This is a genomic window from Anaerobacillus sp. CMMVII, assembly GCF_025377685.1.
Classification (GTDB): domain Bacteria; phylum Bacillota; class Bacilli; order Bacillales; family Anaerobacillaceae; genus Anaerobacillus.
This window is the reverse complement of sequence record NZ_JACEHK010000001.1, coordinates 153,986-169,830: the sequence shown is the minus strand read 5'-3', so window position 1 is coordinate 169,830 and position 15,845 is coordinate 153,986. Positions and strand designations below refer to the sequence as shown.

General features: G+C 40.0%; 17 protein-coding genes. 1 reads left to right on the top strand and 16 read right to left on the bottom strand.

Annotated elements, in window-relative coordinates; genetic code table 11:
* Nucleotides 1-8: 8 nt before the first annotated feature.
* The 10 genes from rpmC to rpsJ form a co-directional block, all read right to left on the bottom strand.
* Entirely contained in the window at nucleotides 9-212 is a 204-nt protein-coding gene (rpmC, locus tag H1D32_RS00840; protein WP_071307874.1) for a 50S ribosomal protein L29, read from the bottom strand.
* A complete protein-coding gene (gene rplP / locus H1D32_RS00835) occupies nucleotides 202-636 on the bottom strand; it encodes a 50S ribosomal protein L16 (RefSeq protein ID WP_261176321.1) in 435 nt (144 codons plus the stop codon). The genes rpmC and rplP overlap by 11 nt, the downstream gene beginning before the upstream one ends.
* A gap of 2 nt (nucleotides 637-638) precedes the next feature.
* Nucleotides 639-1,298 (bottom strand): 30S ribosomal protein S3, encoded by a 660-nt coding sequence (rpsC, locus tag H1D32_RS00830; RefSeq protein WP_261176320.1) that lies wholly within the window; start codon nucleotides 1,296-1,298, stop codon nucleotides 639-641.
* A 3-nt stretch (nucleotides 1,299-1,301) separates the two neighbouring features.
* Complete coding sequence (rplV, locus tag H1D32_RS00825; RefSeq protein ID WP_261176319.1) at nucleotides 1,302-1,643, bottom strand: 50S ribosomal protein L22; 342 nt, start codon at nucleotides 1,641-1,643, stop codon at nucleotides 1,302-1,304.
* A 20-nt stretch (nucleotides 1,644-1,663) separates the two neighbouring features.
* Nucleotides 1,664-1,942 (bottom strand): 30S ribosomal protein S19, encoded by a 279-nt coding sequence (gene rpsS, locus H1D32_RS00820; protein WP_261176318.1) that lies wholly within the window; start codon nucleotides 1,940-1,942, stop codon nucleotides 1,664-1,666.
* Between the two features lie 57 nt (nucleotides 1,943-1,999).
* Nucleotides 2,000-2,830: a 50S ribosomal protein L2 gene (gene rplB, locus H1D32_RS00815; protein WP_261176317.1), complete on the bottom strand. Its 831-nt coding sequence runs from the start codon at nucleotides 2,828-2,830 to the stop codon at nucleotides 2,000-2,002.
* Nucleotides 2,831-2,856: 26 nt separating this feature from the next.
* Nucleotides 2,857-3,147, bottom strand: a complete 291-nt coding sequence (gene rplW, locus H1D32_RS00810; RefSeq protein WP_071315273.1) for a 50S ribosomal protein L23 — start codon at nucleotides 3,145-3,147, stop codon at nucleotides 2,857-2,859.
* Nucleotides 3,147-3,770: a 50S ribosomal protein L4 gene (gene rplD / locus H1D32_RS00805; protein WP_261176316.1), complete on the bottom strand. Its 624-nt coding sequence runs from the start codon at nucleotides 3,768-3,770 to the stop codon at nucleotides 3,147-3,149. Before rplD ends, rplW begins: the two co-directional genes overlap by 1 nt.
* A 26-nt stretch (nucleotides 3,771-3,796) precedes the next feature.
* Complete coding sequence (gene rplC, locus H1D32_RS00800; RefSeq protein ID WP_261176315.1) at nucleotides 3,797-4,426, bottom strand: 50S ribosomal protein L3; 630 nt, start codon at nucleotides 4,424-4,426, stop codon at nucleotides 3,797-3,799.
* A 66-nt stretch (nucleotides 4,427-4,492) separates the two neighbouring features.
* Entirely contained in the window at nucleotides 4,493-4,801 is a 309-nt protein-coding gene (rpsJ, locus tag H1D32_RS00795; RefSeq protein WP_071307865.1) for a 30S ribosomal protein S10, read from the bottom strand.
* A gap of 420 nt (nucleotides 4,802-5,221) precedes the next feature.
* On the opposite strand from rpsJ, the gene H1D32_RS00790 reads away from it, so the two are divergent.
* Nucleotides 5,222-6,136, top strand: a complete 915-nt coding sequence (locus tag H1D32_RS00790) for a nuclease-related domain-containing protein (RefSeq protein ID WP_261176314.1) — start codon at nucleotides 5,222-5,224, stop codon at nucleotides 6,134-6,136.
* 1,153 nt (nucleotides 6,137-7,289) lie between these two features.
* Here the strand turns inward: H1D32_RS00790 and tuf are convergent.
* The 6 genes from tuf to rpoC form a co-directional block, all read right to left on the bottom strand.
* Nucleotides 7,290-8,480, bottom strand: coding sequence for an elongation factor Tu (tuf, locus tag H1D32_RS00785; protein WP_261176313.1), 1,191 nt, complete (start codon nucleotides 8,478-8,480; stop codon nucleotides 7,290-7,292).
* Between the two features lie 117 nt (nucleotides 8,481-8,597).
* Entirely contained in the window at nucleotides 8,598-10,676 is a 2,079-nt protein-coding gene (gene fusA, locus H1D32_RS00780; protein WP_261176312.1) for an elongation factor G, read from the bottom strand.
* A 138-nt stretch (nucleotides 10,677-10,814) separates the two neighbouring features.
* Nucleotides 10,815-11,285 (bottom strand): 30S ribosomal protein S7, encoded by a 471-nt coding sequence (gene rpsG / locus H1D32_RS00775; RefSeq protein WP_261176311.1) that lies wholly within the window; start codon nucleotides 11,283-11,285, stop codon nucleotides 10,815-10,817.
* Nucleotides 11,286-11,329: 44 nt separating this feature from the next.
* On the bottom strand, nucleotides 11,330-11,752 hold the full coding sequence (gene rpsL / locus H1D32_RS00770) for a 30S ribosomal protein S12 (RefSeq protein ID WP_261176310.1): 423 nt from the start codon (nucleotides 11,750-11,752) through the stop codon (nucleotides 11,330-11,332).
* 111 nt (nucleotides 11,753-11,863) lie between these two features.
* Nucleotides 11,864-12,112, bottom strand: a complete 249-nt coding sequence (locus tag H1D32_RS00765; RefSeq protein WP_261176309.1) for a 50S ribosomal protein L7ae-like protein — start codon at nucleotides 12,110-12,112, stop codon at nucleotides 11,864-11,866.
* 79 nt (nucleotides 12,113-12,191) lie between these two features.
* Nucleotides 12,192-15,818 carry a DNA-directed RNA polymerase subunit beta' gene (gene rpoC, locus H1D32_RS00760; protein WP_261176308.1) on the bottom strand — a complete coding sequence of 1,209 codons (3,627 nt, stop codon included), beginning with the start codon at nucleotides 15,816-15,818 and terminating at the stop codon, nucleotides 12,192-12,194.
* Between the last annotated feature and the right edge of the window lie 27 nt (nucleotides 15,819-15,845).

Genomic DNA, 15,845 nt, shown 5'->3' with positions numbered 1-15,845 from the left:
CTTTCAAATTATTCGTTAGTTATTCCTAGCTCTCTCTCACGCAATACTGTTTTTGCACGAGCTATTGCTTTACGAACTTCACGAATGCGGGCTGGATTGTCTAACTGTCCAGTCGCTAATTGAAAGCGTAGGTTGAATAACTCTTCTTTCAGTGACTTTGCTTTCTGTTCGATCTCGGCAGTGGTTAAGTTACGGATCTCATTAGCTTTCATTTGCGTCACCACCCACTTCTTCGCGTTTTACGAATTTACATTTTACAGGTAATTTGTGAGCAGCTAAACGTAATGCTTCACGTGCTACTTCTTCAGATACACCTGCGATTTCAAACATAACTTTACCTGGTTTAACTACTGCTACCCATCCTTCAGGAGCACCTTTACCGGAACCCATTCGCACCTCAAGAGGCTTAGCTGTATATGGCTTTGATGGGAAAATTTTAATCCAAACTTTACCGCCACGCTTCATATAACGAGTCATTGCACGACGAGCAGATTCAATCTGACGGTTAGTAACCCAAGAAGCTTCTGTAGCTTGTAGACCAAACTCACCAAAATGTACTTCGGTACCACCTTTTGCTTTTCCGCGCATTTTTCCTCTATGTTCGCGACGATATTTTACACGTTTAGGTAATAACATGATTATTTTCCTCCTTCCTCTTTTTTCGTTCCTTTCGTTGGAAGGACTTCACCACGGTAAATCCAGACTTTAATTCCTAGCTTACCATAAGTAGTGTCAGCTTCTGCTGTTCCGTAATCAATATCAGCACGTAAAGTGTGAAGTGGAACAGTTCCTTCGCTATAGTGTTCAGAACGAGCGATATCTGCTCCGCCTAGACGACCAGATACTTGAGTTTTAATACCTTTTGCTCCAGCACGCATTGTGCGTTGGATTGCTTGCTTCATTGCACGACGGAAAGAAATACGGTTTTCTAATTGACGAGCAATATTTTCTGCAACTAATTTAGCATCTAAATCAGCTTGCTTAATTTCAAAAATGTTGATGTGAACTCGCTTGTTAGTAAGTTGGTTTAAAGCTTTGCGAAGTGCTTCAACTTCAGATCCACCTTTACCGATTACCATCCCAGGCTTAGCTGTATGGATTGTTACATTCACACGGTTTGCAGCGCGTTCGATTTCAATTTTAGATACAGATGCATCCTTAAGACGCTTTTCGATATATTCACGAATTTTTAAGTCTTCGTGTAATAGATCAGCATAGTCCTTTTCAGCGTACCATTTTGACTCCCAGTCACGAATAATTCCTACACGAAGTCCTATCGGATTTACTTTTTGACCCACGCTTTACCCCTCCTTCTTTTCTGAAACAACGATAGTAATATGACTAGCGCGTTTGTTAATTCTACTTGCACGTCCCATAGCGCGAGGACGGAATCTTTTTAAAGTAACTCCCTCATCAACAAATACTTCACTAACAACTAGTTTGTTTACGTCCATTTCATAGTTGTGTTCAGCATTTGCAATAGCAGAGTTTAACAGCTTTTCTACTACTGGAGAAGCTGCTTTAGGTGTGTGGCGTAGGATCGCTACAGCTTCACCAACTTGCTTGCCCCGAATTAAGTCTACTACTAGACGAACCTTACGAGGAGCAATACGCACTTGTTTAGCAACTGCTTTCGCTTGCATATAGAGTACCTCCTCTCATATTAACGTCTTGTTTTCTTATCATCTGCAGCATGGCCTTTATAAGTTCTTGTAGGTGCAAATTCACCTAACTTATGACCCACCATATCTTCAGATACATAAACTGGTACATGTTTGCGTCCATCATAAACTGCAATTGTATGACCAATAAAATCTGGGAAGATTGTTGAACGACGTGACCAAGATTTAATTACTTTCTTCTCGTCTTTTTCGTTTAATTCAACAACTTTTTTCATCAAGTGATCATCGACAAAAGGTCCCTTTTTTAAGCTACGACCCATGAGTGTGCCTCCCTTCGCGATTGTGCTACGGCTCTTTTGAACCGTAGTGCAATCCCGTTATTTTTTACGACGACGTACAATGTACTTGTCGGAATGTTTATTTTTCTTACGAGTTTTGTATCCAAGAGTTGGTTTGCCCCATGGAGACATTGGTGATTTACGTCCGATTGGTGAACGACCTTCACCACCACCGTGTGGATGGTCATTAGGGTTCATTACAGAACCACGAACTGTAGGTCTAATACCTAACCAACGAGAACGACCCGCTTTACCAATGTTCACAAGTTCATGCTCAAGGTTACCAACTTGACCAACAGTAGCACGGCAATTAGATAGGATCATACGAGTTTCACCTGAATTTAAGCGAACTAGTACATATGCCCCTTCTTTACCTAACAGTTGAGCTTCTGTACCAGCAGAACGAACTAATTGTCCACCTTTACCTGGCTTTAACTCAATGTTATGAATAACAGTACCTACTGGGATGTTGATTAATGGTAAAGAGTTACCTACTTTAATATCAGCAGTTGGACCACTCATTACTTCCATACCAACTTTAAGACCTTTTGGTGCTAGAATGTAACGCTTTTCTCCATCTACATAGTTGATTAAAGCGATATTAGCAGTACGGTTTGGATCGTATTCGATCGTAGCAACGCGTCCTGGAATACCATCTTTATTACGTTTGAAGTCAATTACACGGTATTGACGCTTGTGTCCGCCACCTTGATGACGTACTGTCAATTTACCTTGGTTATTACGTCCGCCTTTTCTATGAATCGGCGCTAGTAACGATTTTTCCGGCTTGTCAGTAGTGATCTCTTGGAAGTCAAGTACAGACATTCCACGACGTCCGGCACTGGTCGGTTTATACTTTTTAATCGGCATTGTTATTTCCCTCCTTCACTTAAAACTTAAACACCTTCAAAGAATTCTAATTCTTTGCTTTCAGCAGTTAACGTAACGATTGCTTTTTTACGACGAGGCGTATATCCTGAGTGACGTCCAAATCTCTTGAACTTACCCTTGTAATTCATCGTGTTAACGTTAGCTACTTTCACTCCAAAGATCTCTTCAATCGCGTCTTTAACTTGAGTTTTATTTGCTCGAACGTCTACTTCGAAAGTATATTTCTTTTCTGACATTAAATCAGTTGAACGTTCTGTAATCACGGGGCGCTTAATGATATCACGTGCGTTTTCCATTACGCTAGCACCTCCTCTACCTTTTGAACGGCGTCTTTAGTGATAACTAGTTTGTCATGCTTTAACACGTCAAGAACGTTAATTCCTTCAGCAGTAACAAAAGTTACTCCAGGGATGTTACGAGCTGATAATGCAACGTTATCGTTGTAATCAGCAGTAACTACTAACGCTTTACGGTCAGCTGATAAGCTACTTAAAATTGCCACCATTTCTTTTGTTTTTGGAGCATCTAATTGTAAACCTTCAAGCACTACGATTTCTTCAGCAATTACTTTTGAAGCTAAAGCTGATTTGATCGCTAAACGACGTACTTTTTTAGGTAATTTGTAGCTATAGCTACGTGGCGTTGGTCCGAATACTACTCCACCACCAACCCATTGAGGTGATCTGATAGAACCTTGTCTTGCACGACCAGTTCCTTTTTGACGCCATGGTTTACGTCCACCACCACGAACTTCTGAACGTCCTTTTACATCATGTGTACCTTGACGTAATGAAGCTTGCTGCATTACAACAGCATCATGTAATACACTTTCATTTGGCTCAATACCGAACACAGCATCTGATAATTCGATATCACCAACTTGCGTTCCGTTTTGGTTAAATAATGCAACTTTAGGCATGAGGTATCCTCCTTTCTTTCTGTCGATTAGTTCGCTTTAACAGCGCTCTTGATAGTTACGTAGCCTTTTCTAGCTCCTGGTACATTACCTTTTACTAAAAGTAAGTTACGCTCTGTATCTACCTTAACGATCTCTAAATTTTGAACAGTGATTTGTTCTCCACCCATACGTCCAGGTAATAATTTACCTTTGAATACGCGGTTAGGGGCAACTGGTCCCATCGAACCAGGACGACGGTGATAACGCGATCCGTGAGCCATTGGTCCACGAGATTGGTTATGACGTTTGATAGATCCTTGGAAACCTTTTCCTTTAGAAATACCGGTAACGTCTACGATGTCACCTTCACTAAATGTATCTACTTTGATCTCTTGACCAACTTCGTAAGCAGCAAAATCTGTGCCACGAATTTCCTTCATGTAGCGCTTAGGATTAGCATTGGCCTTTTCAGCATGACCTTTTGCTGGCTTAGTTACGCGAGATGCTTTCACATCGTCATATCCTAATTGGATCGCAACATATCCGTCTGATTCAACTGATTTCTTTTGAAGAACAACGTTTGGACTAGCTTCGATAACAGTTACTGGTACCACGTCGCCTTTTTCAGTGAATACTTGAGTCATTCCTAATTTTTTCCCTAAGATTCCTTTGGTCATGAGTCACACCTCCTGATATAAGTAATTTATAGTTGTTTGCCATTTGATTTTTGTTTGGTCTAACTATTAAAGCTTGATTTCGATATCTACGCCTGACGGTAAGTCTAAACGCATTAAAGCATCCACAGTTTGTGGAGTTGGGTTCACAATATCAATTAGACGCTTATGCGTGCGCATTTCAAACTGCTCACGAGAATCTTTATACTTATGAACCGCTCTTAAAATCGTGTAGATTGACTTCTCTGTAGGAAGAGGGATCGGTCCAGAAACCTGAGCACCTGAACGTTTAGCTGTTTCTACGATTTTCTCAGCAGATTGATCTAGAATTCTGTGATCATAAGCCTTTAAACGAATGCGAATTTTTTGCTTTGCCATTTGATAACCTCCTTTATCGTCCATTTTATAAACAGACATACTCCGTGAAAATTTCCTCACCTTCACCATGGCAACGGGCTCGGGTGTGTCAGCAACCTTCCACATCATCGCTGTCAACGACCAACATTATCTATTATAATGATTATACTAGAAGAAAGCAAGTGTTTTCTGTTTCTAGTCGGTCGCACTTTTCCTATTATATAGACAAGCTTCACCGAATGCAAGCTTTCTATAAAAAATTTATGCATTTATACGGTATATAAATATTTCCAGTGGTGATTTTAGTGGAGATTGCTGAGTTTATTGTGGTTTTTGGTGGGAAAGGTCTGTGGGGTAATCGTGTTTCTTCTATATAATAAGAGTTGTATATTGCTATGGCTAGTTGTAAGATTAAGGTATTAATCGGAGAGGAAGTGGTTTATGATTACTAAAGCTCGAGAGGAAAGCGAAGAGTTACTTATTTTTCGCAAGTTAAATTTGCGTAAGGAACTGTTAGAAAAGGACAAGCTTTATTATTTCAATCTAGAAAAGGGCTACAAAGGAGAGTTAGCTTTTGATGCTAGGATTGATCATCTTAGAAATAACTGGATCATACTTAATGATCTACTGCTCAAAATTAATGAAACTTTATTTCAAATTGATAAGGTAATAATAGCCCCTGAGATAACTTATTTGTTTGAAGTGAAAAATTTTGAAGGAGATTATCTCTTTGAAGCAAATAACTGGTTTACTTTAACTAAATCTGAAATTAAAAACCCTCTAACTCAACTACAACGTTGTGAATCATCGTTACGCCGTTTACTCCGTCAGATTGGTTTCAAATCCGCTATTGAAGGGCGCCTAGTTTTTATTCATCCAGAGTTTCATCTATATTGTGCTCCACCTAATCTACCAATTATATATCCTACACAACTTAACCGTTATTTAAATGAGGTAATTGGAAATACGTTGCAATTAGATGCCAGACATTTTAGGTTAGCGGAAAAGTTAATTAATCTTCACATTGAGAAAAACCCCTATAGCCAAGTACCAAGTTATTGTTATGAACAATTAAAAAAGGGAATAAACTGTCCATGTTGTGGCGCATTCTATACTGACATAGCTAAACTCAACTTGTTTAATTGTAAAAGATGCAATTACCATGAGAAAGTAGAAACTGGGGTATTACGAAGTATAGATGAGCTATTATTATTATTTCCTAATAGAAAAATTACCAAAAACAATGTTTGGGAATGGTGTGCGATAATCAAATCTAAAAGAATAATACAAAAAATACTTTTGAAAAACTTTGATATCGTGGGACGCGGTAAAGCTATTCACTACATCAAAAGATAATAGGCTACTCAATCGCTATAATTAGATACAGTATTGGTTCAAGACAACATTAGGAATGTGTTATGAAAGTTCGTATTAGCTCGGACATGAATTTTAATATACAACAACAGTATTATCCTTGCTCAATCCGAGGCGATTCGAACTCCTTTTTCAGGCTATTTCGTGTTCAATCCACAGCGATTCGAACATGATTACACACATTTCCTACCAAACCTTGCTCGATTCACATCGATTCGAACTCCTTTTTCATTACTCCAGGCTATTTCGTGTTCGATCCACAGCGATTCGAACATGATTACACACATTCCCTACCAGACCTTGCTCGATTCACATCGATTCGAACTCCTTTTTCATTGCTCCAGGCTATTTCGTGTTCGATCCACGGCGATTCGAACATGATTACACACATTCCCTACCAAACCTTGCTCGATTCACATCGATTCGAACTCCTTTTTCATTGCTCCAGGCTATTTCGTGTTCGATCCACGGCGATTCGAACATGATTACACACATTCCCTACCAAACCTTGCTCGATTCACACCGATTCGAACCTCTTTTTCATTGCTCCAGGCTATTTCGTGTTCGATCCACAGCAATTCGAACATGATTACACACATTTCCTACCAGACCTTGTTCGATTCACACCCATTCGAACCTCTTTTTCATTACTTCAGGCTATTTCGTGTGTTCGATCCACGGCGATTCGAACATGATTACACACATTCCCGACCAAACCTTGCTCGATTCACATCGATTCGAACTCCTTTTTCATTACTCCAGGCTATTTCGTGTTCGATCCACAGCGATTCGAACATGATTACACACATTTCCTACCAGACCTTGCTCGATTCACATCGATTCGAACTCCTTTTTCATTGCTGCAGGCTATTTCGTGTTCGATCCACGGCGATTCGAACATGATTACACACATTTCCTACCAAACCTTGCTCGATTCACACCGATTCGAACCTCTTTTTCATTACTCCAGGCTATTTCGTGTTCGATCCACAGCGATTCGAACATGGTTACACACATTTCCTACCAGACCTAGGTCAATATATTTTTACTACCTAAACCTTACTTGTTTCTTCATAAATAGTACAACACCAAAACAAAAAGGTAGCTCCCGAAAGAGCTACCTTTTTACTATGAATTACTCAACGATTGTTGCAACTACTCCAGCGCCTACAGTACGGCCACCTTCACGAATAGAGAACTTAGTTCCTTCTTCGATACCGATTGGAGCGATTAGTTCAACAGTCATTTCGATGTTGTCTCCAGGCATTACCATCTCAACGCCTTCTGGAAGTTGGATGATTCCAGTTACGTCAGTTGTACGGAAGTAGAACTGTGGACGGTAGTTAGAGAAGAATGGAGTATGACGTCCACCTTCTTCTTTTGAAAGAACATAAACTTCTGATTTGAACTTAGTGTGTGCTTTAACAGTTCCTGGCTTAGCAAGGATTTGTCCACGTTGGATGTCATCACGAGATACACCACGAAGTAATGCACCAATGTTGTCTCCAGCTTCAGCATAGTCAAGAAGCTTACGGAACATTTCAACACCAGTTACAGTTGTTGATTTTGGCTCTTCAGTTAAACCAAGGATTTCAACTACATCCCCAACTTTAACTACTCCACGCTCAACGCGTCCAGTAGCAACTGTTCCACGTCCAGTGATTGAGAATACGTCCTCAACAGGCATCATGAAAGGCTTGTCAGTTTCACGAGGTGGTGTTGGGATGTAAGAGTCAACAGCATCCATAAGTTCGAAGATTTTAGCTTCCCACTCAGCATCTCCTTCAAGAGCTTTAAGAGCAGAACCTTTGATTACAGGAATGTCATCTCCTGGGAAGTCGTATTCAGAAAGAAGGTCACGAACTTCCATTTCTACTAATTCAAGTAATTCTTCGTCGTCTACCATGTCACACTTGTTCATGAATACAACAAGGTAAGGTACACCTACTTGACGAGATAAAAGAATGTGCTCACGAGTTTGTGGCATTGGGCCATCAGCAGCAGATACTACTAAGATACCGCCGTCCATTTGAGCAGCACCAGTGATCATGTTTTTAACATAGTCAGCATGTCCTGGGCAGTCAACGTGTGCATAGTGACGAGCATCAGTTTCGTACTCAACGTGTGCAGTTGAGATTGTGATACCACGCTCACGCTCTTCAGGAGCACCATCGATTTGATCATAAGCCATAGCTGTACCTTTACCAGACTTCTTATGAAGAACTGTAGAGATTGCAGCAGTTAATGTAGTTTTACCATGGTCAACGTGTCCGATTGTACCAATGTTAGCATGCGTTTTCGAACGGTCAAATTTTTCTTTACCCATTTTGAAAAGCCTCCCTTAAATATTCAAATATATATTTATAATTATAGGAAAGGTAGTACTTATACCACCTTTCTTAGATTACAACATTTTCCTCTTAGATACAATAATGTTAAAAAATTATTGTCCTGTTTGCTTCTTAATAATTTCTTCAGAGATACTCTTAGGAACTTCTTCATAATGATCGAAGTGCATAGAGTACGTTCCGCGTCCTTGTGTACGAGAGCGTAAAGATGTTGCGTAACCGAACATTTCAGAAAGTGGAACCATTGCACGAACTACTTGCGCATTTCCGCGTGCTTCCATACCTTCTACACGTCCACGACGACTTGTTACATCTCCCATGATGTCTCCCATGTACTCTTCAGGAATAACAACTTCAACTCTCATCATTGGCTCAAGGATAGCTGGAGAACAATGTGCTCTCGCATTCTTAAGTGCCATAGATCCAGCGATCTTGAACGCCATTTCGTTAGAGTCAACGTCATGGTACGAACCATCAAAGATAGTAGCTTTAAGGTCTAATAAAGGATAACCTGCAAGCATACCATTTTGCATTGATTCTTTAATACCAGCTTCAACAGCAGGTACGTATTCACGTGGTACTACCCCACCAACGATTTTGTTTTCAAAAACAAATCCTTCGCCTTCTTCTAGTGGTGAGAATTCAATCCAAACGTGACCATATTGTCCACGTCCACCAGACTGACGAACGAACTTACCTTCAACTTTAGCCGATTTACGGATTGTTTCACGGTAAGCAACCTGTGGAGCACCAACATTAGCTTCAACTTTGAATTCACGACGCATACGATCTACGATGATATCTAAGTGAAGCTCACCCATACCAGCGATAATCGTTTGTCCTGTTTCTTCATCAGTGTGAGTTTTGAACGTTGGATCTTCTTCAGCAAGCTTCGAAAGTGCCATACCCATTTTATCTTGGTCAGCCTTTGACTTAGGCTCAACAGATAATGAGATAACTGGCTCTGGGAATTGCATTGATTCTAAGATTACAGCGTTTTTCTCTTCACATAATGTATCTCCAGTTGTTGTATCCTTAAGACCAACTGCAGCTGCGATATCACCAGAGTAAACCATTGAGATTTCCTCACGAGAGTTCGCATGCATTTGAAGGATACGTCCAATTCTTTCACGCTTACCTTTTGTTGAGTTAAGCACGTAAGAACCAGAGTTTACTGTACCAGAGTATACACGGAAGAATGTAAGTTTACCAACGTAAGGGTCAGTCATAACCTTAAATGCAAGTGCTGAGAATGGTGCTTCATCACTTGATTCACGAGTTACTTCTTCTTCACTGTCAGGTAAAGTACCTTTGATTGATGGTACATCTGTAGGAGCTGGTAAATATTCAAGAACTGCATCCAATAATAATTGAACACCTTTGTTCTTAAATGCAGATCCACAAACTACAGGATAGAAATCAACATTGATTGTAGCTTTACGGATAGCCGCTTTAAGCTCTTCTTTCGTGATTTCTTCTCCTTCTAAATATTTCATCATCAATTCTTCATCTAATTCAGCTGCGCCTTCGATTAACTTTGTACGCCATTCTGCAGCTAATTCCTTATACTCTTCAGGAATTTCTTTAGCATCAGTACGTGTACCAAGATCATCTTCATAGAAGTATGCAACGTTTTCTACAAGGTCGATAATACCATTAAAATCATCCTCAGCACCAATTGGTAACTGAATCGGATGAGCGTTAGCAGCTAAACGATCATGTAACGTTCCTACTGAATATAAGAAGTCTGCACCCATTTTGTCCATTTTGTTTACGAATACAACACGTGGAACACCATATGTAGTCGCTTGACGCCAAACAGTTTCTGTTTGCGGTTCTACACCGGATTGTGCATCTAGAACTGCTACAGCTCCATCAAGTACACGTAAAGAACGTTCTACCTCTACAGTGAAGTCTACGTGTCCAGGTGTATCGATGATATTGATGCGGTGACCTTTCCATTGAGCAGTTGTTGCAGCAGATGTGATTGTAATACCACGCTCTTGCTCTTGCTCCATCCAGTCCATTTGTGAAGCTCCTTCATGAGTTTCACCAATCTTGTGGATACGGCCTGTATAGAAAAGAATACGCTCAGTACAAGTTGTTTTACCAGCATCGATGTGAGCCATGATACCGATATTACGTGTCTTTTCTAAGGAGAACTCTCTTGCCATAGGTTTCTTTCTCCTTCCTAATGTTGAGAATTATTTTAGTTGTATATAGCTTAACAAGCCTGACGATAGACGTTTAGTAAAAAACTAAACGTCCGTCCGACTTCTCTAGCTATAATAATATGATAAGTTCGATTGATCCTACCAACGATAGTGAGCGAATGCTTTGTTCGCTTCAGCCATCTTGTGCGTGTCTTCACGCTTCTTAACTGCTGCACCAGTGTTGTTTGCAGCATCCATGATTTCGTTAGCTAAACGCTCTTCCATCGTTTTTTCTCCACGAAGACGAGAGTAGTTAACTAACCAACGAAGTCCTAACGTCGTACGACGCTCAGGTTTAACTTCGATCGGCACTTGATAGTTAGCACCACCAACACGGCGAGCTTTAACTTCAAGAACAGGCATGATGTTTTTAATAGCTTGTTCAAAAACTTCCATTGGGTTATTTCCAGTACGTTCTTGAACTAGATCAAATGCTCTATATAAAATCGTTTGTGCTACTCCTCTTTTACCATCAACCATGATACGGTTGATTAGACGAGTTACTAACTTTGAATTATAAAGCGGATCAGGTAATACATCTCTACGAGCTACAGGTCCTTTACGAGGCATTATTTCCCCTCCTTTCAATCATTAAACATTTTATTTTTCTTACATTATTTTTTAGCTGCTTTAGGTCTCTTAGTTCCATACTTAGAACGACCTTGCATACGGTTTTGAACTCCAGCTGTATCTAGAGCTCCACGTACGATGTGGTAACGTACCCCTGGTAAGTCTTTTACACGTCCACCGCGAATAAGAACTACGCTGTGCTCTTGTAAGTTGTGACCAATCCCTGGGATGTATGCAGTAACCTCAATTCCGTTAGTTAAACGTACACGAGCATACTTACGTAATGCTGAGTTCGGTTTTTTCGGAGTCATTGTACCAACACGAGTACATACACCACGCTTTTGCGGTGAAGATTGGTTAGTTTGTGACTTCTTGAAGCTGTTATAACCTTTGTTTAACGCAGGAGAGTCAGACTTTTTAACTTTATCTGTACGACCTTTACGTACCAATTGGTTAATTGTAGGCATTTGATTTCCTCCTTCCCTAAAACATTTTTAAAGACCACTGAGCCAGGTGGTTCATCAATTTCCGAAAGTAACGTTTTTGCCAAAGCTTTTACACTTTAGCAAAAACGTAGTTTACTTCAATATCGCTACAGTGGCTGCTGAAACATCAATTCCACAAGCTTTTCCAAGCTTTTTCATGGATTGAACTTTTATGGTAGGGACGTCTTTTTTTTCTGCTAATGCGACTACTTTATAAATTACTTTATAATCAGCATCACTAGCAACATATAACTCTTTAACGATCCCATCCTCTAAAGCCTTCAATGTTTGTTTCGTGCCAATAACTTTTTCTTCAGCCTGTGCTACTTTTTCATAAGACATGTTTTATCCTCCAAAGTATCAGGTATCTTTTAACGCACTTAGATATAATACCATCCACATGCATTAGTGTCAACATTTTTTAGTCATGAAGTACAATTTCTTTTTCAACTTCCTGTACTTCACTATCTCCTGCTTCTTCTTGACCTGCAAATGCAAGGTCAATGTTACGGTATCTTTGCATACCAGTACCAGCTGGAACAAGCTTACCGATAATTACATTTTCCTTCAGACCTAGAAGTTCATCACGCTTACCTTTAATTGCTGCATCTGTAAGAACACGAGTTGTTTCTTGGAATGATGCTGCAGATAAGAATGAATCAGTTTCAAGAGATGCTTTTGTGATACCTAGTAGAACTGGACGACCTGTTGCAGGTTGACCACCAGTAACTAACACTTTCTTATTTGCATCGTTGAAGTGTTGGATTTCAATTAGTGATCCTGGTAATACTTCTGTATCACCCGCATCAATGACTCTTACTTTTCTAAGCATTTGTCGAACCATTACCTCAACGTGCTTATCGCCAATTTCTACCCCTTGCATACGGTAAACTTTTTGAACTTCACGTAGCAGGTATTCCTGGACTCCATTAATACCAGAAACTTTAAGTAATTCTTTAGGATCAATCGAACCTTCAGTTAACTCTTCACCAGCGAGTACTTCTTGACCAACAGCAACTTTAATTCTAGCTCCATAAGGAATTGGATAGTTTCTAGTTTCAATTTCACCTTGGACAGTTACTTCACGCTTATCAGTGACATCAGAAACATCGATCACTTTTCCATCGATCTCTGAGATAACCGCTTGACCTTTCGGATTACGCGCTTCAAATAACTCCTGGATACGCGGTAAACCTTGAGTGATATCGTCTCCGGCTACCCCACCCGTATGGAATGTACGCATCGTAAGCTGTGTTCCAGGCTCTCCGATTGACTGGGCAGCGATAATACCAACTGCTTCCCCAACCTCAACACCTGAACCTGTAGCCAAGTTGCGACCATAACATTTTTTACATACTCCGTGTCTAGTATCACACGTAAATGCCGAACGAATGGTTACATGAGTAATACCTGCATCTTCAATTTCCTTAGCAGTATCCTCAGAGATCAACTCATTTTTCCTAATAATAATCTCTTTCGTTTCCGGATGGTATAGCGTCTTAAAGATATAACGACCAACTAAGCGATCATATAAACCTTCAATTGTTTCTGTTCCATCTTTAATCGCTGCAACCTCTAGACCTCTATCTGTACCACAATCATCATCACGAACGATAACATCCTGGGCAACATCTACTAGACGACGAGTTAAGTAACCTGAGTCAGCCGTTTTTAAGGCTGTATCGGCAAGACCTTTACGAGCACCATGCGTAGAGATAAAGTACTCAAGTACAGTTAACCCTTCACGGAAACTTGATTTGATTGGTAACTCAATAATACGACCAGATGGGTTTGCCATAAGTCCACGCATACCAGCAAGCTGGGTAAAGTTCGATGCGTTACCACGGGCACCAGAGTCACTCATCATAAAGATCGGATTTAGCTTATCAAGAGTACCCATCAGCTTTTCTTGAATGATATCTTTCGCAGCACTCCAAATTGAGATAACACGATCATATCTCTCTTCTTCAGTAATTAAACCTCGACGGAATTGTTTTACAACTCTATCTACTTTTAACTCTGCGTCTGCTAAAATCTCTTTCTTTTCAGGTAATACAACAATGTCAGCTACCCCTACTGTAATACCAGCTTTTGTAGAATATTTAAATCCTAATGCTTTCATTCGATCTAGCATTTTTGATGTTTCAGAGATCTTAAAGATTTTAAATACTTCAGCAATGACATTTCCTAAGAAACCTTTTTTAAACGGAGTTACAACATCACGTTCTCTGAAAATTTCTTTTACATCTGAATTCATCGGTACAATGTATCTCTCAGGAGTTGCTACCTGTAAGTTTGTCATTGATGGCTCGTTAATGTATGGGAATGTTTCAGGTAAAATCTCGTTAAAAATTAATTTACCTACTGAAGTCAATAAAAGTTGCGATTGTTGCTCTTCAGTAAACGTCGTTTTCTTTAAAGATGCTACAGGAATGGCTACACGAGTGTGTAAATGTACATAACCATTTTGGTAGGCAATAATAGCTTCATTTGTATCTTTAAAGACAAAACCTTCACCAACAGCATCTTTACGCTCTAACGTTAAGTAATAGTTACCTAATACCATATCCTGAGACGGTGTAACAACTGGCTTACCATCTTTCGGGTTTAGAATGTTTTGAGCTGCAAGCATAAGAATTCTTGCTTCTGCTTGTGCTTCTGCAGAAAGCGGAACGTGAACAGCCATTTGGTCACCATCGAAGTCAGCGTTATATGCTGTACATACGAGTGGGTGAAGCTTAATTGCTCGACCTTCAACAAGTGTTGGTTCGAACGCCTGAATTCCTAGACGGTGAAGCGTAGGGGCACGGTTTAGTAAAACCGGATGCTCTCTAATTACTTCTTCTAGTACATCCCAAACTTCTGGTTGAACTCTTTCAACTTTTCGCTTTGCACTCTTAATGTTATGAGCAATTCCTTGAGCTACTAGTTCTTTCATAACAAACGGCTTGAATAATTCTAGCGCCATTTCTTTTGGTAATCCACATTGGTACATTTGTAAATGTGGTCCTACTACGATTACCGAACGACCTGAGTAGTCAACACGTTTTCCTAGTAAGTTCTGACGGAAACGTCCTTGCTTCCCTTTAAGCATATGCGATAACGATTTTAATGGTCTGTTACCAGGACCAGTAACAGGACGACCACGGCGACCGTTATCAATTAAAGCATCAACAGCTTCTTGAAGCATCCGCTTTTCGTTTTGAACAATAATATTTGGAGCCCCAAGGTCTAACAGACGCTTAAGACGATTGTTACGGTTAATTACACGACGATATAAATCGTTTAGATCAGATGTCGCAAAACGCCCACCATCTAACTGAACCATTGGACGTAGTTCAGGTGGAATAACTGGAAGTACGTCAAGAATCATCCATGAAGGTTCATTCCCAGAGTTTCTAAACGCTTCTAAAACCTCTAAACGTTTAATTGCTCTTGTACGGCGTTGCCCTTGCGCAGTTACTAGTTCTTCTTTTAACAAATCAACTTCTTTTTCTAAATCAATATCTGATAAAAGTTTTCGGATTGCCTCTGCACCCATTTGCGCTGTAAAACCTTTACCGTATTTTTCACGATACGTACGATATTCTTTTTCAGATAGAAGCTGTTTTGTATCAAGTGGAGTGTCACCTGCGTCTGTAACAACATAAGAAGCGAAATAAATAACTTCTTCTAACGAACGTGGAGACATATCCAATACTAGACCCATTCGGCTAGGGATACCTTTAAAGTACCAAATGTGGGAGACAGGGGCAGCTAACTCAATATGCCCCATACGCTCACGACGAACCTTTGCTCTTGTGACTTCTACACCACATCGGTCACAAACAACACCTTTATAACGAACACGCTTATACTTACCACAATGACATTCCCAGTCTTTTGTAGGACCGAAAATTCTTTCACAAAAAAGACCATCTTTTTCTGGTTTTAATGTACGATAGTTAATCGTTTCTGGTTTCTTTACCTCACCACGAGACCACGATCGGATCTTATTTGGTGAAGCAAGACCAATTTTCATGTATTCAAAATTGTTTACATCTATCAAGGGGTCAACCTCCCTTTCGGCTTTCAG